The following is a 20,960-nucleotide window of genomic DNA, read 5'->3' as shown; positions in this document are numbered from 1 at the left end:
TCGACGCCTTTCTTTATATTAACCTGTTGATATTAAAGAAAAGGTAAGAAATACCTAGTTTGATCTAAGTTGTTGATATGACAAGGTTTACGTACCTCTTATTTAGAGGAGAATCTAATTTAGACGACAAGAATTTGTGTGATTTAGGGCCATTTAGAAACTATAGCCATAATTGGCGTAGAAATCATATGAGCTATAGAATGGATTATTGCTACCGCTAAACATTCTCTGTCTAGAAAGGTCGAGCTTATTCATGTACCAATCGTAGTACTGTTGTTGATAGGCGAGTTGTTGCTGTTGCACACGACCTGTATAGATATAGCCTGGAAGTTGTGCTCTAAGCTGTTGTGTTGAGATCATCGGACCTATAAAGGCATAAGAGTTTTGAGCAGCATACATGGCAACTTGAGGCCAAAAGCTCTTTCTGTGTTTTCTTTTTACCATTCTTTCAGAAACAGGGTCCCAGTCAAAATACTCGTTGCTTTCAAGTTGAACACTACTATTAGCAAATGAGCTCTTTTTTAAGTTACAAGTTCGTACATGAAGAGCACGACAGGCGTAATCGAATTCATCGCCGCGATTATCCTCATCATCTCCATTCGCTCCATTCTCGACAACAGCTCCGTTACAACGTTTGTTCTTCTTTTTGTGACAGTAATCAAGAAGGTAGCGATCTGTCATACGATAATCATTTGGTTCTTGTTCACCATAGAAGTAGCGTGAGTAGTCCTCTGTAATCAACTTATCATCCATTCCATCACTTAGCTTTGTAAGTATTGAAATACCTTCATTGCCAGTTTCAAGTGCTGGCATGCAAGAGATATTAGCTTCCTTGAACCCACGACAATTTAACTTATATGTCTTTAGGTTTAAGGCCTTGAGGACTTCTAAGTCTTTCATTGGCCTTGTTGTGAATATCGTCGCAATTTGCTTTTCAACGTCACCCAGTGCCTCTTCACGTTCCTTGATCTTTTGATCTAAGGCATTGTCGTTTAGTTCACTTTCCACACATTCATAGAGAATATCTGTTGTTGAGGCACCTGATGTACCTGGACAAAGTTCAGCAAGATTGTCTGCTAAGATCTCACCGAAGTTATGATTACTCTTACTTGTTTTATTTAAGGCCTCGACCTTATCATTAGCATCTTTTAAAAAATTGTGAATATTATTCTTAAGATCATCTCTTCTTTTTTTATCAGCTTTCTTCTCTTCTTCACTAGGGTAGAGAGAGATGCTCTCAAGTGTGTTGTAATCACCAATGGCAGTTCTCGAGTCGTTAATAGCATTCTTAATTTTTTCAAGGTCACTACTTGCATCACATTCTTTAATCTTTACTCGACAATTCTTTAGGCTCGATAGTGCTGATGAAAGGTCACTAAATGACTGATCAGAGATTCCACTATCCAAGTAGAAGGATGCGAATGAGCCTTGCTGTGTATTAAAAATATTTGGGTCATCATTATGATCATAAGTTTCTTCATATAGCTTTAAAATAGTATTTTCATAATAGTGCTTAAGCTGATCATTATGAGATAAGAGGTTTAGGCTATTTCCTGAAGTGTTGATCTTAATTGATGGTGTTCCTTCTTTTGTCGTCGTTAGGGCAACGTTTACTGTATCATCCTTAAGAGCTTCAAGGTGGGCCTCTAGAAAGTTATTTGCATCATTCTCTGTTGCACTACCTGCATAGATCTTTTGTAGGATAACTCCATAGTTATTAATGGTATCCTTGGCCATATCTTCATAGCCTTGATCCATTTCGAAGTTATTTGTGAAGTCATTAAAGACTTCACACTCTTTTTGCACACTCGCATCCTTTCCTCGACACGCAGACTTAACATATGAGAAGAGATCTTTTCCGTTACCGTCTTTTAAGTGGTTAAAGAGTTTTACAAATGCATTTTCTTCTTTGTTATTCTCTGCAATGCTTGCGGCCTGCTTCTTTGCTAATGCTGATACAGTCGAATGAATGACTGCATATTTTGTGACCGCCTGAGTATGAGTTTCAAGCTCTTTGAGGGCCTGGGCCGTATTTGTATCAAATAGCTTTGCAACATCAAGAACCTCTGCCTCTTTTTTAAAGCTTAGGTATTCATTGCGAATTTTCTTTAGCGCTCTTAGGGCAACGACTTGTGCCATTTGAGCGTCGCGAATTTTTTTGAGTTCGATAAGAGTAGGAGAGTCCGCCTTATCATCTTTTTTCATTTGGTCTTGTTTTGCATGAATGGCAGAGATTTCAGTTTCAAGGTCTGTACACATATCTGAAGCCGTCGCATTGAAGGCAAACGTACTAATGAGTACTGTATTGAAAATGTTTTTAAAAAGTCTCTTCATCTCACATTATCTCAAACTTAAGTATAAAGTAATTTACACTATCTCCACTTATGCCTCTTCGACATTTCAAGTGGAAAACTTTAGTATGAGAAGTGATTTCGGAGTCTTAGCCGTGTCCACCGGCCATGAAGGCCTGAGTTAGATCCAATTTCTTGTGATCATTTTTTATGGCATCGAAATATTCACGAGTTACCTTCATCGTCTCTTCGATATCAGGTGTTTGAAACATCACATTTCTAAAGTGAGTCACATTTGGAAAACCTGCGGCCATCCAAACGATATTCTTTCTAAGTGTGATAAGAACAGTTCTTTCACGATCTGTGTACTCTTCCATATAGTCACGAAATCTTTCAATAACTTCAAGGTAGTCACTTGGAGTAAATGAGATGTCATCATCTTCATTTAAGAAGCTCTCTAGGAAGATAAAAGGATTTCTAAGTGGGCCACGTCCTAGCATTAGGGCCTGGCAACGAGTTGCCATAAGGCGCTGCTTTGTCAGAGGTGCAGAGTGAAGGTCTCCATTTCCAATAATTGGCAGGGGAGAAGTTTCTGCAATACTCTCTAAGAGATCCCAATTTGCTAATCCTTTATAGGCCTGAGTTCTTGTTCTACCGTGAATAGCAACGAATTCAACACCTTCTTCTTTGGCAATATGAATAACCTCTTGGGCGTTAATTGAATTCTCATCCCAACCAGTTCTGATTTTGATTGTAAGTGGAACTTCAATAGCATTCTTCATTTGATTAAAGAATTTTCCAAGCTTTGATGTATCTTTTAGAAGAGCGGAACCACCACCCTTAGTCACAACTTTACGAACAGGGCAACCCATATTGATGTCGATAAATTTAGGCTCTCTTTCCTCGGCCACTTTTGCAGCTTCGGCCATTGCCGAACCATCTTCACCAAAAAGTTGAAGTCCAATATTCTTCTCACGTGGGTGAATCTCAAGCATTTTAGTGGTTTTTTCATTCTTGTAATTGATCCCATGACAACTTACGAGCTCACTTACTGTTCCACCGCAGCCTAGCTCTTCCATCAATAAACGATATGGGGCCGTGCAAATACTACTCATGGGAGCAAGTAGAAGTGGTGAATCAAATGAAATATTACCAAGTTTGACCTTTGGGCGACGTGCCATTAGAGTGTCAATCTTAGCTTGAAGAGATGGTGAAAAAGTGCGATTATTGGCCATGCGTTTATTTAGCAAGTAGCTAGAATTAGGTCAACATATTTCAATAATTTGGAAATAATTACTAATGTTTTTTGAGAATCCAAGAGGATATATTGTTTTTGATTGTGACGGAACTTTAGTTTCATCTAAAGAGGCCGTTATTTGTGCCGTGGCCGAGATGATGACGATTATTTTAAATCGTGAGGTGTCGATTGATGAGGCCCGTTCAAAATATGGACCTGATCTCGTTTATACCGCAAATCAATTTGGCCTTGATCCAGTCAACTCTGAGCTACAACGAAATAAGCTTATGACGACTTGGAAAGAAGTGACGGCAAAGCAGAGCAATAATTACAAACTCTTTGATGGTATGAAGAAACTAATCTTAGATCTACTCGATCATGAATTCCAACTCTATGTTTGGACGGCACGTGATCGTAGATCAACTCTTAGAATCTTAGATGACCAAAATGTGCTTCAGCACTTCTTGGAACTTCGCTGTCTTGATGATACGACTCCTAAGCCACATCCGCAGGGGCTAAGTGAGATGCTTGAAGATATGCCAAAGAATAAGATTGTGATGATTGGTGATAGTTACACAGATACGCAAGGGGCAAGAGGCTTTGGTGTTGAATCAATTGGCGCTCTTTGGGAAAGCGGAATAACGAAAGATGGTTTTGGCGATCATACTGCTGATTACTGGGCCACGCACCCAAGTGAATGTTTAGAAATAATTTTGAATAAAATAAAATAAGGACGACAAGAATGTTTGATAATTTAAGTGATAAGTTTTCAGAAGCGTTTAAGAATATCTCGGGTAAGGGAAAGATTACTGAAAGCAATATTGAAGATACTCTAAAACTTGTAAAGACTGCACTCCTAGAAGCTGATGTTAACTTTAAGGTTGTAAAGAATTTCATCAACAACGTTAAAGAAGAAGCTCTTGGTGAAAAAGTTATCAAAGGTGTTAACCCTGAAGAGCAATTCATTAAGATCGTTCACGATGAACTTGCTAAGACAATGGGTGATAAGAATACTGAACTTAACTATGTTGAAGGCGGTATTACTCCAATTCTTGTTGTTGGTCTAAATGGTCAAGGTAAGACAACTTTCTCTGGAAAGCTTTCTCTTTTCCTAACAAAGAAAGAAAAGAAGAATGTTCTTCTTGTTCCGGCCGATACTTTCAGACCTGCAGCCAAGGACCAGTTAATCACTCTTGCTAAGTCAATGAATATGGACTGGTTCGACTCAGATCTTGGTAAGCACCCTAAAGATATCGCTGCAGATGCCATGGCCTATGCAAAAGAGCATGGTAAAGAAATCGTTATCATTGATACGGCCGGACGCCTTCACGTTGATGAAGAACTAATGGGACAAATCAAAGAAGTTCGCCAAAGCTTAGAAGGACTAAATCCTGAAGTACTAATGGTGGCAGATGCAATGACTGGTCAAGAGGCCGTAAACGTTGCTAAGCGCTTTCATGAAGCAGTAGGGCTTACAGGTGTTGTTCTTTCAAAAATGGACTCTGATGCTCGAGGTGGTGCCGCTCTATCGATTAAGCACGTAACTGGCGTTCCAATCAAGTTCATTTCAACAGGTGAGAAGATGAAAGACCTTGAACTCTTTCACCCAGATCGTCTTGCTGGACGAATCCTTGATATGGGAGATGTTCTAACTCTTGTTGAAAAAGCGGAAGCCGCAATTGATAAAGATGATGCTGAAGGTATGATGAAGCGTTTAGAGAAAGGAAAATTCTCTGTTAACGATTTCATGAAACAAATGGATATGATGAAGAACCTAGGTTCAATGGCATCAATCATGAAAATGATTCCAGGTATGGGTGGAATGCTCAAGCAAGTAGGTGACTTAACACCTGCTGAAAATGAAATGAAAAGAATGCGCGTTATCATCAACTCGATGACAAAGAAAGAGCGTGATAATTATAAGATCATGAAAGATTCTCACATCAAGCGTATCGCTCGTGGTTCTGGAAATACTGAAGCACAGGTTCGTGACTTCATTGCTAAGTTTAAGCAGATGGAGCAGATGATGGGTGGCCTTTCTCAAATGATGAAAGGTGGAGGAATGCCGGGGATGCCTGGTATGCCAGGAATGGGGGGAGGCGGAATGCCTAATTTCCCTGGGCTTGGTGGTGGAAAGAAGAAAAAGCCTCGCAAGAAAGGCGGCCCATGGGGCGGTGGCTTCTTTTAATTCTTTAGGTCTCACTCCGTCTGCTGCGCCTGACTTCGGTCGGCGTAGCAAACTACGCCTTCCCTCGTCTTACGCTAGCATCCGAAGCAAGCCTTAAAGAATTAAATATCATTTCAAAATTTGTTTTACGGCTTCGCCGGTGGCTCGGGCTGCGCCCATCGCCTTTGCTTGAGCTGCGCTCGTCGCTGCTAGGACTTCGTCCATCGCTGGTTTTGTTGATGGGAGGGGGGCGTGTTTTTCGCTGCTAGGACTTCGTCCATCGCAAAAAAAAAGCGACACCGAAGTGTCGCTTAGAAGTATTGAATTATTTTAGGATGTATGGAGTAAGCGTTGACTCTTTTCTGTCGTGACAGATATCGTAGCTGTACTCTCTAAGTAATGAAACTTTTGTGATTTTTACTTCTCTGTATCTTGCTTCAAAGTTAACTTCAAGCTCACCATCAAAAACATAGTTGAATGCTTCAAATTCGTCACAATGGTAACCGTTAGCAACAACGTCTCTGTCTAGAGATCCTTGAACTTTGTATAGGTAATCTGAACCAACAACTTCACGCTCTACGATCTTTCCTGTGAATGACTTTAGTTCACCATTAAGTACTGCTCTAAAAGTAACAGTTCTTGCGTAGATGTCAGAGTTTAAGTGCTCAACATCTGTAAGTGTGATTGTTTCTAGGACTTTGTAGTCATAGCTAACTTCTGAAGCAACTGTGTTTGAAAGTTGGTAAGTGTTAGCAAAAGCTGAAAGTGTAACAAATAATGCGATAACAAGTTTCATAATAATCTCCAAGTTTGTTTGTGCATGTTAAGTACCAATCAGAGACTCAAAAGAAAAGTTTGGTTTCTGTTAAGATTTGAATATTGTTTTTAAGAAAAGACGTGGCACAAGTGCCACGCCAGATACTTAGAGAAATAGAGGCAGGCTCGCGTACCTGAGCTCTATGAGATATTTTTATTAATTGAGGGGAAGATATTAAGAAACACTAGAAGCAAGCGTTCTTGTATAATGACTAATATCCCCCTACAGATATTTCTAAATTTTATTTGTTGTAGCAATTAATTGATTGATTGAAAAGAGAAAAGTAGGAGTGGAATCGCGGCAAGTTTCAGGGGTCTTGCCGCGAGTGTGTTCTCTAAACCTGATTACTCTATGCATATGTAATTAAGTGGAGAGGATATTGTTCTTGTGTTCTCAATGAAAATAGCAAGATCCTCTCCACTTGCAAAGTTGAGATTCTGTTAAGATTTAGAAAAAGTAATAACCGATATCGAGAGTTAATGTTCCACGTTTATGAAAGTCATCAATGATAAGAGCGTGGTCATTATCTCCAGATTGGGCAGCAGTATATGTTGCATAAAGTTCAACATAGCCATCACCCTTGGCATATCTTAAATAAGGAAGCCAAGCTACGAATCGATCGTCTCCTGATTTTCTTTCACCGTCTCTGTGGTCAGTATACCACTCGCCACCAAAGCCAAGAGACCAGTTGTCATTAAAGTTGTAAAAAGCAAAAGTTCCAAACATTGTACGCCATGTGTTTGCATTAGGATTCCTTCCGTTCTTGTTATAAACCTGCAAGTAAGTATTAGCTTCTAGTGTTAGCTTTCCATCCGCAACTGTTTTCGATGAGAGGAAGTAGGCCCTGTGATAAGAGTCGTAACCGCTGTTACGATCTTCGCCATCAAAAATATAATTTCTATTTTGAAAGTTTAAATTAATACCATGCTTATCTTCTGTAAGGATGTTGTTTACATACCATCTTAATGAAGAGTAAGCGTACTCACCTTGAAGAGTTTTCTTTCCTTCTTGCCCAATTGATTGAGTGTATACAGGAACCCAACGAATATTTTGATTCTTAGTTAAGTTGTAACGAAAGTAGAAAAGGTGATCCATTGTGAAGCCGTCTCTATTCTTTGCATTCATCTCTGTATAAGTTGAATTTAAATAAAGAAATTTAAAATTCTTTGACAGAGAATCAAGAAAAGAAGCTTCTTCAATTGAAATTTCATTTACCTGTGCATAGGTAAGGTTAATTACTAATGAAAGTAATAGTGTTGCTATCTTTTTCAAATATGCCTCCAAGCTTACTTAAATAGGGTTCGACCCTGAACTTAGAGGGAGTATGATAGTTAATTGAATTAATCACAAAAAGATGCAGGCAAAGTTAGTGAGGGTTCACTTAACCTGCCTACAATCGAGTATATTATTTACACTTTGAGAACTTAGATTCGATTTCAACCTGAACAACGTTCCAAGTTTTTCCTTCGTGTAGAGCTAGACATGCCTTATTAATGGCAGAAAGATTTTTCCCTAGAGCAAAGTCAAGAACATCAATTGTTCCCTCTGCTTCTAGTTCACCATCTTCAATGTCATACTTCATTGGAACCTTCACAGTTTTTCCTGCTAAAGTCATATCAACATATAGGTAGTTGCTATCTACTTTATTTACAACACCAGAAATCTTCATGCCTTGAAAGAAGAATTTTTCAATCTTAGCATCACGAGACTTATCTTTTGTGTGTACAGAGTTTACGTCGATAGTAAAACGTGCACCACGAATAAGTTCTTCAATCTTGCCTTGTTTCTTAGTAGCCTTAATGTCGAATTTCTTAAATTCACCTTTTACACCGACTTTCTTAGCAGTCTTGTAGGCTTCCCACTTTATCTTCGTATTCGCATTATTTACTTCGTAACAATTTGCAAATGTCATACTAGAAAAGAGGAGCCCAGCAATAATAAATTTCATTGTCTTTCTCCTTTGAATTAGATAAATCAAGTATATGAAACAAAACGATTATCCGAAAGATTTTTATGTAACTTTACAAAATAATGACAATCTCATTGGTCAGATTGAAGTTAATAAAACATCTCGTGGTTTCAATGCTGATATTGCAATCGTCTATAAAGAGACAAAGAAAATTTTCAAACATGTGGATCAAGTTTTTAACGCAGAGGATGAAACGGAAGCTTGTGACATCGGCATGATGAAACTTTCTCGCTTTCTAAAATCAGTGAAGTCAATTTAATAACACAAAGACTATATGTGTCAGTCATTAAAATGACACCGTCATTTCTTAACTTTATATAAAATCAGCATCTTTTCGATGCGTCAGTGGTTTGCAAAAGTTGGCACGGGCCTTGCTTATATATAAACGTGTGTGTGTTGGAGCAGAAGAAAGGATTTTTTCACTCCGTCAAAATGTCTCTCTTTAAGAAGCCGGATCCCTGATCCGGCTTTTTTTGTTTGCAGCATTTGCAGGAGCAAATGATGCAATACAACCCAGAGGCGACCACGAAGGGAGCCTTCGGGTACGGTCGTTGCAAAACAAACCAACTATTTATTAAATGACACCGAGCAACCCTGACGACTGAGCAGGATGCGAAGGAGAGAGGGGCCTGTGCAATCTAGAAAATTTCTTAGTAAATACCACCTAACCAGCGACACTTCACGAAGTGAAGTTAGCGTACTTTTAGCGTACTTTTAGAGTTCTTCCGAACCAGCGACACTTCACGAAGTGAAGTTAGCGTATTTTTAGCGCTCTCTACGTACCATAAAAGCATAGAAAAAGTTTGACGAGTCAAACAAAGCTTTCTACTATCTTTCGAACACAATTGGGACACACACAAAATGAAAAATTTATTTATCCTCACGTTTTGCTTGGCCGCTTTATCGGCGCAAGCAGACCAACTTGATATCAAACTAAAGCGCTATATTAGTGACTTTAGATTAAAGGCCATCGAAAAGCCTAAGGGTAAGAACCCTCAAATCTTTAAATTGGGACAAGAACTCTTTCATGAGAAGGAGATTTCTGGAAATCGAAATATTAGCTGTGCTGACTGCCATAGGCCAGAGTTTGGAAGTGGTGACAAGCTTCCTGTTGGAATTGGTGAAGGTGGAAAGTGGCAGGCAGGTGAGCGCTTAATTGGTAGTGGACATGCGATCCCTCGAAACTCTCAGCCTCTTTATAATCTTGGTGATAAGAATATCGAATTTCTTTTTTGGGATGGGAGAGTTCACTATCGTAAAGACTGGGATGTCTACACAACTCCTGTTAAGGCCCTAAATGGAGACTATCCTGAACGTTGGGATATTACTGAAAACCTAGGTAGTGCACTTGCCGCACAAGCACTATTTCCTATTACTTCTCATGAGGAAATGAGAGGTGTTAAGGGGAGTAATGATATTGCAAATGCTACAACTGAAGAAGCTGTCTGGGAAATTGTGATGAAGAGGCTATTGGCCATGCCAAAGTATCAGAAGCTCTTTAAAGAAGCATTTCCTAAAACTCCAAAGGCCAAGCTTAATATTGGTCACTTCGGACAGGCCGTGGCCCATTTTGAAACACATGAGTTTGCTGCATATAACACTGGTTGGGATAAGTACCTAAGAGGTGAGCGTATGGCCCTTAATCAAAAGGCAAAGCGTGGAGCAGTGATCTTTTTTGAAAATGGTAGTTGTTTTTCATGTCACTCTGGTGATCTCCTAGGTGGACGCGGGTTCTTCTCTGTTGCCTCTCCTCAGGTTGGTCCAGGTAAGAACGACCCTAGAAAGAATGATGAAGGTCGATTTAATATAACTAAACGTGACTTTGATCGTTATCAGTTTAGAGTACCACCTCTAAGAAATATCGCTCTTACTGGCCCATACTTTCACGCAGGTGCCTACGGGACATTAGAAGAGGTAGTGGATCATTATAATAATGGAATAAAGTCTATTGATACTTATGATAGTTCTTGGGTGGAGAATACATTCTTGAAAAATTTTGGACGTAAGTTATTTGTTGAAACTAATAACTATATGAACTTTAAGAAGAAAAACGCCGCAGATACGATCCTTAAAGATCACCTTATTCGCCTTAATAATTCTCAAAAAAGCGATTTAGTCTACTTTTTAAAGTATGGATTAACTGACGAAAAAGACCTCGATAAAATAGTGCCTTAAATAGTTGGTAGCGAAATTTGTATAAACAAGCAGATTTCGCCCATATTTCACCAATATTCTCGCAACGTGTTACAATAACTATTGTCGCGTTAAACTTATGGGGAAGTTGATGAAGAAATTGGTGTTATTTTTAAGTATCCTTGCAATTTCAGGTATATATGCAGGTACAACAGATCCTACTTATGAGGAAATTACAGATATTCAATTTGATGTTGTTCGTTCATTTGATGTTCTAGATACCGAAACAGGCTATTCCCACCGTATTGACGCTCCAAAAAGGGGAAGCGATAAGAGCATTAAGGTTCGTATTGTTGGCCAAAATAATTGGGCCTATAGAATTAAGATTGAAGTTGATGGCATCGAGCACGAAAAAACTTATCACGTAACAAAGAGATATCTTAAAGAGGCCCTTGATATGGCAACGGCCTATAATTATATCCGCCTAAACCGTATGGTTGGAGAAGTTGGAAATCCTCCTGTTGAGCCTTGTGGGGATAATACTGTATCAACTAGCCAGAGACCTAGGCCACGCCCTGTTTATGTAAGTGAGATTTTTGAAGAACCTGAAAATATCATTACAAATAATCAAACGTGGAAAGCTGGTTGTGAAGTTCTTGAGAACCGCGGTTCATTATCAGCAGAAGACAGTGAGTCAAAATCTAAGCTTGCCCAGTGTATGAAGAGTATTCAAAACTCTATTACGCGCCAAGGGACTCTTACGAATCGTGGGCAAATATTTAAGAATCTTTATAAGTACCTAAGGCCAGAAGAACAGCATTTTGCAGCGATGGTTTTTACAGCTCAAGGTGAAGCGGGGATTCTTGTTCGCGATATAAATGGCGGGGAAAGACACCCTGAAGAGATGATGATGATTATGAAGGTTATTGATAACCGTGTTCGTAACTCAAATGAAGATGCTACGCGAGCTGGTAAAAAAGGTGATACAAGAGCTCTCGATATTGCTTTAGATCCTTGGCAATTCTCAATGTACAATCATAATGAAGATAACTGGAGACAGATGATGTTACCTGGACGTAATCAAGAGTTTGATACGGCCATTGATGCTTATATGAAGTTTGGAACGGCGGATTTTAAGCCTAAGCCAGATGTTGATCATGTTTATCATTACCATGCAAACTGGATGCTTCCAACAAATGATGCTTGGGGAGATAACTTCAGAGCAAATCAAGATAATTGGGAATTAAATGTTAAGGTTAATGGAGATCTTCTAAGACAACCAAACCCGATGTATAATGAAAACAATGCAAGCGATCGCAAGAAGATTGCAAAGAGTTGGAAAAGACAACGCCATATTTTTTATAAACCGATTGATACTGATGGAAAGATCGTTGATGGCGACGATTGGCATTGGACGGTAAAAAAGCCATTTAGGTCATAATGAAAAAGCTATTATTAATTTCTACATTTTTATTTCAAGCAATTGCATTCGCCGGTGTGAATGATTGGTCTATTGTAAATATCAAAGGTGACTTTTGGCTTAAAAAGAAAGACTCAAAAACACTTAAGGCCAAGATCACAAAACGAACAGGTAAGAGTAAAGTCACTGAGACAAAATCAGTAGGTGAAAATTACGAACTTATTATCTATTACTCAGGATCTGCTGGTACTTTTCAGTTAATCGATATTTACTATGCTGTTATCTTTGATAAAAAGAAAAAACAATTTATCGGGGATTATCCTTGGGCCTATAAAGCGCAAGAGGGTTCTAAGAAGGTCGATAACCCAAAATGGGATATCTCAGACAAGTTCATTAAAATCAATGATGTGCAAACAGACTTGAATAAAACAATCGAATTAAGATCAAATTAAAAAATCATAAATGAGTGAGGCGAGGGCGCGTGCGTCCTTTGCCGATAACTCATCAAATAACGGATTGTATTCGTAAATTCCCAAGATTTGTTTTTTATCAGTAGTGTATTCTTTATATTGTGAAACTAGCTTTCTTAAATACTCGAGCGGAATACCGTCGTGATTAACTGCGCTTACTGCTTGTATATCACTTGCGGCAATAGCATCAGCATCAATACTAAAGAGGATATCTCCATCGTGACTTTTATAGATATTGTCCATAAAGCTAATATCACTAAAAGTGTGTGATAACTCTTTTAGCTTCTTTGTATCGATAATATCCATCTTCATGCCCTCATAATTTTGAGGAACGTTGGCATATTGATGAATACCAATTTGGAGAATCTTTACATCTTTTTGCTTGGCCACCTGGCGAAAGGGAGTTCCAGAATGGTAGACATCATCACTTCTTGTATCGAGGTGAGCATCAATATTAATGAGAAGTGGATTCTTTAGTTGGGTTCCCATGGCCAATGGGTATACATGATCATGGCCTCCGCCTAGATGAACAATTTTCTTGGCCGTGACTTTTTTTATCGTCTCAATTGACTGCGCCTGCATCTTATCAAAGTCTAATTGTCCTTGGTTTGCGACGCTGATGATACCAAGTTCTTGGAAATTATTATGATCGGCAAATTTTCTAAGCTGCGAAAGAATGACTTTTGGTCCATGGGAAGCTCCACGACGTCCACCATTTCTAACAACTCCAAGATCATTCTCACTTAAAAGAAGCGCTTGCTGTGTCTTAAAGTCATCAAATTTGAAGCGAGTGGCAATGGATTGTGATTTTCTTTTGTTAAGATTGTCATCTATTTCTTTCCAGCCCATGTAACTTCCTTTAAAGTATAACTATGCAAAAAAATTGGTATATTAATCAGTCCGGTAAAAATAAGGGACCATTCAACGCTCAAGATATTATCGACTTTTATGATAAAGGTCTAATTAAATCCTATCAACTTTGTTGGCGCAAAGGAGCAGCTAATTGGAAGCCTGTCTTTGCCGTTATTCAAGTTGCTCGCAATGAGGCCCAGTCGTATTATGAGTCTAAGGTATTAGATGAGGATCATGATCTTCCTGAAATTCCTATTCACGAAGCAAAGTCCTTAGGTGACTATGATGATTTTTGTGACGACGACATTCCACCACCTTTAGAGGAAGAGTTAAGTGAAGAACTTGATCAGGAATATGATCAGGAGATCTTGGAGTCTGTTTCTTCATTTGATCTCAAGGATTCAGAAGTCGAATTAGAAGCACAGATGCCTAGTAAATTCCCAATTTACTCAACTGTAGTGGCAAGTTTTATTATTGCTGTTGTGGTCGTTGTAAGCTTTTACATGGCCGCAGGCCCTAAGGTAAAAGAGGTCGAGTTAAAAAATATCTCAATTAGCGCATTAAACGAATTTAAAAAACCTGTTAGTCCTAATGATGTTCACTTAATCGTGAATAAGGATATGTCGACTCTCTATGTCAAGCTTCCTTTCCAAAAGAGAGTGAGTGTCGAGTTAATCTTACATCGAAAGCCTGATGAGTTTCACCGTGGTGACGTTCTTGTTAAGGCCCACAATATCGGTGAGGGTGGAATTATTGAGTTTAAGGACCTAATACTAGAAGAAGGTCAAAACTTTATTCCCGGCGCATACGCAGTCACATTTATTTATGATTACTTAGGCTTGTTAGATAATATTAAAAGTAAATTGGGAAGTGGTTCAAATCGTGAAGTCTTAGAAAAGAAGGTCTTTCTTGTTCCCGAAACTCGCGAAAAGTATATTGAGAAAATTACAAAAGTTGAAAAGAAAAAAACGGTAACTTCTAAAAAGAATATTGCCGCTATTAATGAAAAGCTTAGAACACTTGAGGCCATTATTTCTTCAATGTCGATTCACTATCGTCTTTCTCTAAGTCAACAAAGTGGCTGGCTTGCTCATAAGGAATTTAAACAGCGCTATGCTAAGAATATTGCACCTCTTTTACAGAGTATCGTTTTATCAAATTATGACCTCAATAATACAAAGTTATCGGATGAAGAAAGAAAGCTTGAAAATGAGGTTCATTCACTTGGTAAGGAGATTAGTGCTTGGAGTGTGAAGCTAACTGAAAAGCTCTCTCGTTATGGCATGCTTAACAAGAAGAAGCGTCTTTACTTAAGAAGATTCATGGATAAGGATCGCGTGAACTTTCAGGCTTCAAAGAACGAAGTTCAAAAACAAATCAAAGGGCTACTTTAAGATTATTCTAGTTCAACTGGAATATACTTACCGCGCTCATTTTGCGTAATCTTTGCACTGGCATATTTTGGGTCATGTTCAAAGATTACGCGAAGATCTTTCTCCACAATCATCTTTAAAAACTCAATCTTATCCATTGTTGTCTGCCCTGGTGCAATGTCGTAGCCCATAACCCATGGAACATGGACATGATTAGACGTTGGGATAAGGTCTGCCAAGTAAATATATTCATTAGTATAAGGATGAATAAGGTGAGGAGTGTGGCCATAAGAGCACTTAAAGCGCAGGCTATCATCACTTAATTTTAAAATTTCACCTTCTTTGCCGCTCAGCCAATGAACATGTCCGGCCTTATCAAATTTCTCAATTGTTTTTTTAAAATATTGAGTATGGAAGGAACCGCTATCTCTTATTGTTGGGTTAAGTGCATATTCCCAGTGATCCTTATGAAGGTGAATTGTGGCATTAGGAAAGACTGGTGCAAATTCACCATTTTCATCTTTATATACCATTCCTCCAACGTGGTCGAAGTGAAGGTGAGAGATCACAAGGTCTGTCACGTCAGAACAGTTAATTCCCTTGTCTGCAAGGGCCTTAACGAGAGGTGAATGTTCTTGGCGAACATCAAATTGTTGATCAAACTTTTCACCGTGGTAATCACCAATTCCAGTATCAGTTATAATGATACGATCTTGATCTTTAATAATCCAAAGTCGCAGATCAAGGTCAATGCGATTGTAATCATCCGCAGGATGAACCTTATTCCATAATGGTTTTGGAATAATGCCAAACATGGCACCACCGTCTAATCTAAATTTACCAGGGCTAATCAGTATGTTTTCCATGCCTTAATTGTGCGAAAGTTTCGAAATAGCTTCAAGACTGTAGGCGTTATATTGTGGATAACTCTTTTGTTCTAAATCTTAATCATTTAATGCACAAAAAACTTGGGGAAAATGACACGACTCACCTAGAAAGATATGGTCTTGCCCTCTATTATAAGCCAGTAAAATCATGAATATTTCATAGACAAAAAACTTAGGAGTTTTAATGAACGTACATGAGTACCAGGCCAAGGGTTTAATGAGAGATATGGGCCTGAAGGTTCTTAGAGGTGAAGTTGCGAAGACTGTTGATGAAGCAGTTGCTGCGGCAGAAAAATTAGGTGGAAATATTTGGGTTGTTAAAGCTCAAATTCACGCAGGTGGGCGTGGTAAAGCAGGTGGTGTTAAGCTTGCAAAGTCAATCGAAGAAGTTCGCTTACACGCTGACGATATTCTAGGTAAGACTCTTGTTACTCACCAAACTGGTCCAGAAGGAAAGAAAGTACACACACTTTTCATCGAAGAAGGTTGTGACATCGAGCACGAGTACTATGCTGGTGTTGTTCTAGACCGTGCAACTGGTAAAGTTACAATGATGGCCTCTGAAGAAGGTGGAGTTGAAATTGAAGAAGTTGCTCACAAAACTCCAGAGAAAATTATTAAAGTAGCAATCGATCCTGCAGCTGGATTTACTCCATTTGTTGCTAGAAAGCTTGCATACGGAATTGGTCTTAAGACAAAAGAAGAAGTGAAAGAAGCTTCAATCTTCTTTAAAGGTCTTTATGATCTATACATGAAGTACGACTGTTCTATTGCAGAGATCAACCCACTAGTGAAAACTAAACAAGGTGATATCTTAGCACTTGATGCAAAGTTAAACTTCGATTCAAACGCTCTTTTCAGACATCCTGAAGTTCAAGAACTAAGAGATCCAACTGAAGAAAGTGAAAAAGAGCTAGCAGCAAGTGAATTTGGTGCAGCTTATATTGAGCTTGATGGAAATATTGGTTGTCTAGTAAACGGTGCAGGTCTTGCAATGGGTACAATGGACATCATTAAGCTTCACGGTGGTGAGCCAGCTAACTTCCTTGATGTTGGTGGATCAGCAACAAAAGAAACTGTTCAAAAAGCATTCTCTCTAATTCTTCAAGATGAGAACGTAAAAGCTATTCTAGTTAATATCTTCGGTGGAATCATGAAATGTGACATTATCGCTGAAGGTGTTGTTGCAGCTGCAAAAGAACTAGAACTAACAGTTCCATTAGTAGTACGTCTAGAAGGAACAAACGTTGCTCTAGGTAAGAAAATATTAAATGAATCAGATCTTGCAATTATCGCTGCAGAAGATCTAGCTGATGCTGCTAAGAAAGCAGTGGAAGCAGCAAAAGGGGAGGCGTAATGGCCATTCTTATTAATCGTGATACAAAACTAATCACTGTTGGTTTTACAGGTAAGCAAGGTACTTTCCACTCACTACAATCAAGAGACTACGGTACTAACTTTGTTGGTGGTGTAACTCCAGGTAAAGGTGGAACTGTTCACGAAGGTTTCCCTGTTTTCAATACAATTAAAGAAGCTATGAATAAGACGGAAGCGAATGCGGCCATGATTATGGTTCCACCTCCGTTTGCAGCTGACTCAATCCTTGAAGCAATTGATGCAGAAATGCCACTTATCATTGCTATTACAGAAGGGATTCCTATCCTGGATATGGTTAAGGTTAAAGCAGCTCTTAAAGGTTCAAAATCAAGACTAATTGGTCCTAACTGTCCAGGTGTTATCACTCCAGGTGAGTGTAAGATCGGAATTATGCCAGGTCACATCCACATGCCAGGTCGTGTTGGTGTAATCTCTCGTTCAGGAACTCTTACTTACGAAGCTGTTTATCAGTTAACTCAAAGAGATATCGGGCAATCAACTTGTGTTGGTATCGGTGGTGACCCGGTAAACGGAACTAACTTCATCGACGTACTAGAGCTTTTCGAAAAAGATCCAGATACAGATGCAGTTATCATGATCGGTGAAATCGGTGGTTCTGCTGAAACAGATGCAGGTCGTTGGATTCAAAAGAACATGAGTAAGCCAGTTGTTTCATTCATCGCAGGTGCTTCAGCGCCTCCAGGTAAGAGAATGGGGCACGCAGGTGCAATTATCTCTGGTGGAGATGATACTGCAGAAGCTAAGTTTAGAATTCTTGAAGAATGTGGTGTTACTGTATCACGTTCTCCAGCTGAGCTTGGTGAGACAATGGAGAAGGTTTTAAAGAACCTTTAATTAAAAAATTAAGGAATTTTTCCGCAAGATAATTTATAGGAGATTAGTATGGAAAGAACTTTTAGTATCATTAAGCCAAACGCGCTACTTGATAACAACATCGGTAACATCATTAAGAGATTCGAAGAAGAAGGACTAAGAATCGCTGCACTTAAACTTACTCACCTTTCAAAAGAGAAAGCTGAAGGTTTCTATATCGAGCACAAAGATAGACCATTCTTTGGTGAACTTGTTGCTTTCATGACTTCTGCACCAGTAGTACTTATGTGCCTAGAAGGTGAAAACGCAGTTGAAAGAAATAGAGAAATCATGGGTGCAACTAACCCAGCTGAAGCTGCTGAAAACACTCTAAGAAAGCTATATGCTAAGTCAATAGGTGAAAATGCTGTTCACGGTTCAGACTCTCTAGCTTCTGCAGAAAGAGAACTTGCTTATTTCTTCGAAAAAGATGAAATCGTTTCACGTTTCTAATTATCTTTTAAATTAAAAGCATAATAAGAGAAGGCCCTGTTTAGACAGGGCCTTTTTTATACTTGTTCATATTGTATAAATTGTGATAAAAATTATTTATGAAAACGTTGATATTAATCGCCACACTTTTTAGTCTAAGTGTTTTTGCTAATAAAGTACCTAGGCAAAAAATTAAAATATTCAATCAAACGCTTCATAAGGAAGATAAGATTGTTAAGGTAGATTATTTTACAAAGATACCGAGTGTTAAGTTTGATTTTTTCGATCCATATCAACAGCATAAGAAAGTAAAAGTCACGGCATTTTCTCTAGAAAGTCTCTTTGTCTACTTTGCTCCTAGTGCTACCTCTGTGAAGCTTAAGGCGATTAACCTTTATAAGGTACATATCAAAAGGAACGTCGAGCGTTCAAAAACGACTTATATTATGTATAAGCAAGATGGGAAGTGGCTTCAGAATTCAGAGCTAGGCCCTATGCGTATTATTAGAAAAGGCTTAGGGGTCATTGCTAAAGATAAAATTACTGAAGAAGGAGCTGACTGGATTTGGATGATAAATGAGATCGAATTCGTCTACGAGTAAGCTTTCTAATAAGCACTTATTCTACAGCTTTCTAATTATCCTTGTCCTTATGCTTTCAGCTGGATTTGGAGCAGGCCTTAGAATCTTTGACAAGGAAGAACACAGACTCTTTAACTCAAGAGTTGTTGCTAGGCTTTATTTTCATGTGGCCTATGCCATTCACGATACTCATAAAAAACTCATTAAATTCAAAGATACACCAACAATAGAGAACCTAGAAGATGCCTATTTAAGAATTGATGCCAGCTTTGGCCAAATCAGTGCACTTAAAAGTGAAGCCTTTATTTTAGATGAATATGAAACAAAGTCATTTCAAGACTACTTAAAAGTCGCAAATAAGATACTCACATCTGCTCGTAATATTATTGAAGGGGTTCTAACCAGGGCCGAAAGTACTGAAGGTTATGAGTTTCAGGAGAGTGACTTTAAGGAAATTACTAAGTCGATTGTGATCTTGGAGAGATTAAGTGATTTAAACTTAGAATTAGAAAGTGAATTTTGGCAGATATCTGCTTATGTTTACGGTGATATCACTAGCTCTTTTGATTTTAAGCGTGCTGTCTACGTTGCTTCTTTTTCAGGGCTAACGATCTGCCTTATTGGTTTTCTCGTCATTCTTGTGTTAAAGATTCGAAGTGATAAAAGGCTTGAAGAAAAGAATGTTGAGCTCGTTAATAATTATCGCCTAGCAAATCTTGGTGAATTTGCGGCCAACGTTGCACATGAAATCAATAATCCGCTAACTGTGCTTTTGTGGAGCGTGAAGAGATTAGAAAAGAATACAGTCGATGAGGAAGAGAAGAAGCGCTTTAATATGATTAAGAATCAGGCACAACGTATTGATCAAATTATTAAAGGGATCAAGCTTCTTTCTAAAAACTCCAATCATCTCAATAATAGTCCTATTGATGTTGATCGTCTTTTTGATCAGCTACAAGAGCTGGTTATTCATAAATGTAGCGCAAATAATATTGCTTTAAATATTGAAGGTGACTGCGATGGTTGTCAGATTTGGGGAAAGGAAGTTCAAATCCTTCAGGTGCTCACAAATTTTGTTTCCAATTCTGTTGACGCAATTGAAGAGATGGAGAAGGGGCGAATTACCATTCGCTACAAATCTAATAGTGACAATCAGCTGATCATTCATATCATTGATACTGGAAAAGGGATTGAGCTTAAGGATCAAAAGAAACTCTTTGCTTACATGTATACAACCAAGCCTGAAGCTGGAATGGGGATTGGTTTGGCCCTTAGCACGCAAATTATTGAGTCCATGAATGGCCATATCAAGTACCTCAATGAAGAGAAGAATACGACATTTGAAATAATGCTGCCACTCTATCGTAACTCTTCTAAATATAAGTCATTGAAATCATAGGACTTGCTCTCTACAACGAACTGTCTAAAAATCAAAGATCATATGTAAATCTTACAAGGCTCATTGAGACTGATGCTGCGTCGTAGTATATTCAATGGGAGAGAAAATACCCATGGAGGTAGAAATGTTTAACATTGGAGATTACGCAGTTTGCCCTGGCCACGGTGTGGGACAAATTGTGGACATCGAAGATCGCGAGGTGGGAGGACATAACCTTTCATTCTACATCATCAAAGTTGTAGCAAATGGAATGACTGTTATGGTTCCTACAAATTCCAAAGATGGAATTAGAGTACTCGTCGACGAAAAAGAGATCAATGAAGTTTATGAGCTTCTTAATGATCACGATGTAACAGTTGATAATTCAACTTGGAATCGTCGCTACAGAGACTATATGGAAAAAGTGAAGACAGGTTCACTTTTAGAGATTGCTGATGTCCTTAGATCACTATTCTTATTAAAGAATAAGAAAAATCTTTCGTTTGGTGAAAAGAAAATGCTTGAGCAGTGTAGAGATTTAATTGTTCAAGAGATTTCAATCAAGAACGGGGCAGAGAAAGTAGAAGTAAAAAATCAAATTGAGAGCTGTTTTAATTAATAGCTTTATAAGTTCAAGGTTCTTTTGAACTTATTCTCTTGTGTTGTGTGTGTGAAATAAGCGTTTGTGGGGTAACTTGCAAAC

Annotated in this window: 20 protein-coding genes; 13 read left to right on the top strand and 7 right to left on the bottom strand. The window is 38.5% G+C overall.

The window, feature by feature from the left end; all coding sequences use genetic code 11:
- Positions 1–153: 153 nt before the first annotated feature.
- The gene (locus ABMA76_RS07355) at positions 154–2,334 is read right to left on the bottom strand and encodes a hypothetical protein (protein WP_392907541.1); all 2,181 of its coding nucleotides are present in this window, start codon (positions 2,332–2,334) and stop codon (positions 154–156) included.
- A 106-nt stretch (positions 2,335–2,440) separates the two neighbouring features.
- Positions 2,441–3,526, bottom strand: a complete 1,086-nt coding sequence (locus ABMA76_RS07350) for a tRNA dihydrouridine synthase (RefSeq protein ID WP_392907542.1) — start codon at positions 3,524–3,526, stop codon at positions 2,441–2,443.
- A gap of 64 nt (positions 3,527–3,590) precedes the next feature.
- Between ABMA76_RS07350 and ABMA76_RS07345 the strand changes: the two genes are divergently transcribed.
- Complete coding sequence (locus ABMA76_RS07345) at positions 3,591–4,259, top strand: HAD family hydrolase (RefSeq protein WP_392907544.1); 669 nt, start codon at positions 3,591–3,593, stop codon at positions 4,257–4,259.
- A gap of 11 nt (positions 4,260–4,270) precedes the next feature.
- Complete coding sequence (gene ffh / locus ABMA76_RS07340) at positions 4,271–5,716, top strand: signal recognition particle protein (protein ID WP_392907547.1); 1,446 nt, start codon at positions 4,271–4,273, stop codon at positions 5,714–5,716.
- A gap of 304 nt (positions 5,717–6,020) precedes the next feature.
- Here the strand turns inward: ffh and ABMA76_RS07335 are convergent, their stop codons facing one another.
- From ABMA76_RS07335 to ABMA76_RS07325, 3 genes are all read right to left on the bottom strand, one after another.
- Entirely contained in the window at positions 6,021–6,491 is a 471-nt protein-coding gene (locus tag ABMA76_RS07335) for a hypothetical protein (protein ID WP_392907549.1), read from the bottom strand.
- Between the two features lie 468 nt (positions 6,492–6,959).
- Positions 6,960–7,784 (bottom strand): hypothetical protein, encoded by an 825-nt coding sequence (locus ABMA76_RS07330; RefSeq protein ID WP_393061278.1) that lies wholly within the window; start codon positions 7,782–7,784, stop codon positions 6,960–6,962.
- 133 nt (positions 7,785–7,917) lie between these two features.
- Positions 7,918–8,460, bottom strand: a complete 543-nt coding sequence (locus ABMA76_RS07325) for a YceI family protein (protein ID WP_392907552.1) — start codon at positions 8,458–8,460, stop codon at positions 7,918–7,920.
- 34 nt (positions 8,461–8,494) lie between these two features.
- On the opposite strand from ABMA76_RS07325, the gene ABMA76_RS07320 reads away from it, so the two are divergent.
- From ABMA76_RS07320 to ABMA76_RS07305, 4 genes are all read left to right on the top strand, one after another.
- On the top strand, positions 8,495–8,740 hold the full coding sequence (locus tag ABMA76_RS07320; RefSeq protein ID WP_021266900.1) for a hypothetical protein: 246 nt from the start codon (positions 8,495–8,497) through the stop codon (positions 8,738–8,740).
- Between the two features lie 602 nt (positions 8,741–9,342).
- The gene (locus ABMA76_RS07315; RefSeq protein ID WP_392907554.1) at positions 9,343–10,656 is read left to right on the top strand and encodes a cytochrome-c peroxidase; all 1,314 of its coding nucleotides are present in this window, start codon (positions 9,343–9,345) and stop codon (positions 10,654–10,656) included.
- Positions 10,657–10,765: 109 nt separating this feature from the next.
- Entirely contained in the window at positions 10,766–12,055 is a 1,290-nt protein-coding gene (locus ABMA76_RS07310) for a hypothetical protein (protein ID WP_392907557.1), read from the top strand.
- Positions 12,055–12,486 (top strand): hypothetical protein, encoded by a 432-nt coding sequence (locus ABMA76_RS07305; protein ID WP_392907559.1) that lies wholly within the window; start codon positions 12,055–12,057, stop codon positions 12,484–12,486. Before ABMA76_RS07310 ends, ABMA76_RS07305 begins: the two co-directional genes overlap by 1 nt.
- Here ABMA76_RS07305 and ABMA76_RS07300 read toward each other — a convergent pair.
- Entirely contained in the window at positions 12,478–13,353 is an 876-nt protein-coding gene (locus tag ABMA76_RS07300) for an arginase family protein (RefSeq protein ID WP_392907562.1), read from the bottom strand. The two genes, ABMA76_RS07305 and ABMA76_RS07300, sit on opposite strands and share 9 nt — an antisense overlap.
- Before the next feature lie 23 nt (positions 13,354–13,376).
- Here ABMA76_RS07300 and ABMA76_RS07295 point away from each other — a divergent pair, with 23 nt between their 5' ends.
- Positions 13,377–14,750 (top strand): DUF4339 domain-containing protein, encoded by a 1,374-nt coding sequence (locus ABMA76_RS07295; protein WP_392907564.1) that lies wholly within the window; start codon positions 13,377–13,379, stop codon positions 14,748–14,750.
- A 2-nt stretch (positions 14,751–14,752) separates the two neighbouring features.
- Here the strand turns inward: ABMA76_RS07295 and ABMA76_RS07290 are convergent, their stop codons facing one another.
- Positions 14,753–15,595: an MBL fold metallo-hydrolase gene (locus ABMA76_RS07290; RefSeq protein ID WP_392907566.1), complete on the bottom strand. Its 843-nt coding sequence runs from the start codon at positions 15,593–15,595 to the stop codon at positions 14,753–14,755.
- Positions 15,596–15,800: 205 nt separating this feature from the next.
- Here ABMA76_RS07290 and sucC point away from each other — a divergent pair, with 205 nt between their 5' ends.
- From sucC to ABMA76_RS07260, 6 genes are all read left to right on the top strand, one after another.
- Positions 15,801–16,973, top strand: coding sequence for an ADP-forming succinate--CoA ligase subunit beta (sucC, locus tag ABMA76_RS07285; RefSeq protein WP_392856207.1), 1,173 nt, complete (start codon positions 15,801–15,803; stop codon positions 16,971–16,973).
- Positions 16,973–17,848, top strand: a complete 876-nt coding sequence (sucD, locus tag ABMA76_RS07280) for a succinate--CoA ligase subunit alpha (RefSeq protein WP_021266725.1) — start codon at positions 16,973–16,975, stop codon at positions 17,846–17,848. Before sucC ends, sucD begins: the two co-directional genes overlap by 1 nt.
- A gap of 42 nt (positions 17,849–17,890) precedes the next feature.
- Positions 17,891–18,319, top strand: a complete 429-nt coding sequence (gene ndk, locus ABMA76_RS07275; RefSeq protein ID WP_392908600.1) for a nucleoside-diphosphate kinase — start codon at positions 17,891–17,893, stop codon at positions 18,317–18,319.
- A 98-nt stretch (positions 18,320–18,417) separates the two neighbouring features.
- Complete coding sequence (locus tag ABMA76_RS07270; protein WP_392907569.1) at positions 18,418–18,900, top strand: hypothetical protein; 483 nt, start codon at positions 18,418–18,420, stop codon at positions 18,898–18,900.
- A complete protein-coding gene (locus ABMA76_RS07265) occupies positions 18,875–20,278 on the top strand; it encodes a sensor histidine kinase (protein WP_392907571.1) in 1,404 nt (467 codons plus the stop codon). The genes ABMA76_RS07270 and ABMA76_RS07265 overlap by 26 nt, the downstream gene beginning before the upstream one ends.
- Before the next feature lie 124 nt (positions 20,279–20,402).
- Entirely contained in the window at positions 20,403–20,876 is a 474-nt protein-coding gene (locus tag ABMA76_RS07260) for a CarD family transcriptional regulator (RefSeq protein ID WP_392907574.1), read from the top strand.
- Positions 20,877–20,960: the final 84 nt, after the last annotated feature.

It is taken from the genome of Halobacteriovorax sp. ZH5_bin.2 (assembly GCF_043196375.1).
Lineage (GTDB): Bacteria > Bdellovibrionota > Bacteriovoracia > Bacteriovoracales > Bacteriovoracaceae > Halobacteriovorax_A.
The sequence above is the reverse complement of the archived record's forward strand: the minus strand, read 5'-3'. Positions and strand labels throughout refer to the sequence as shown.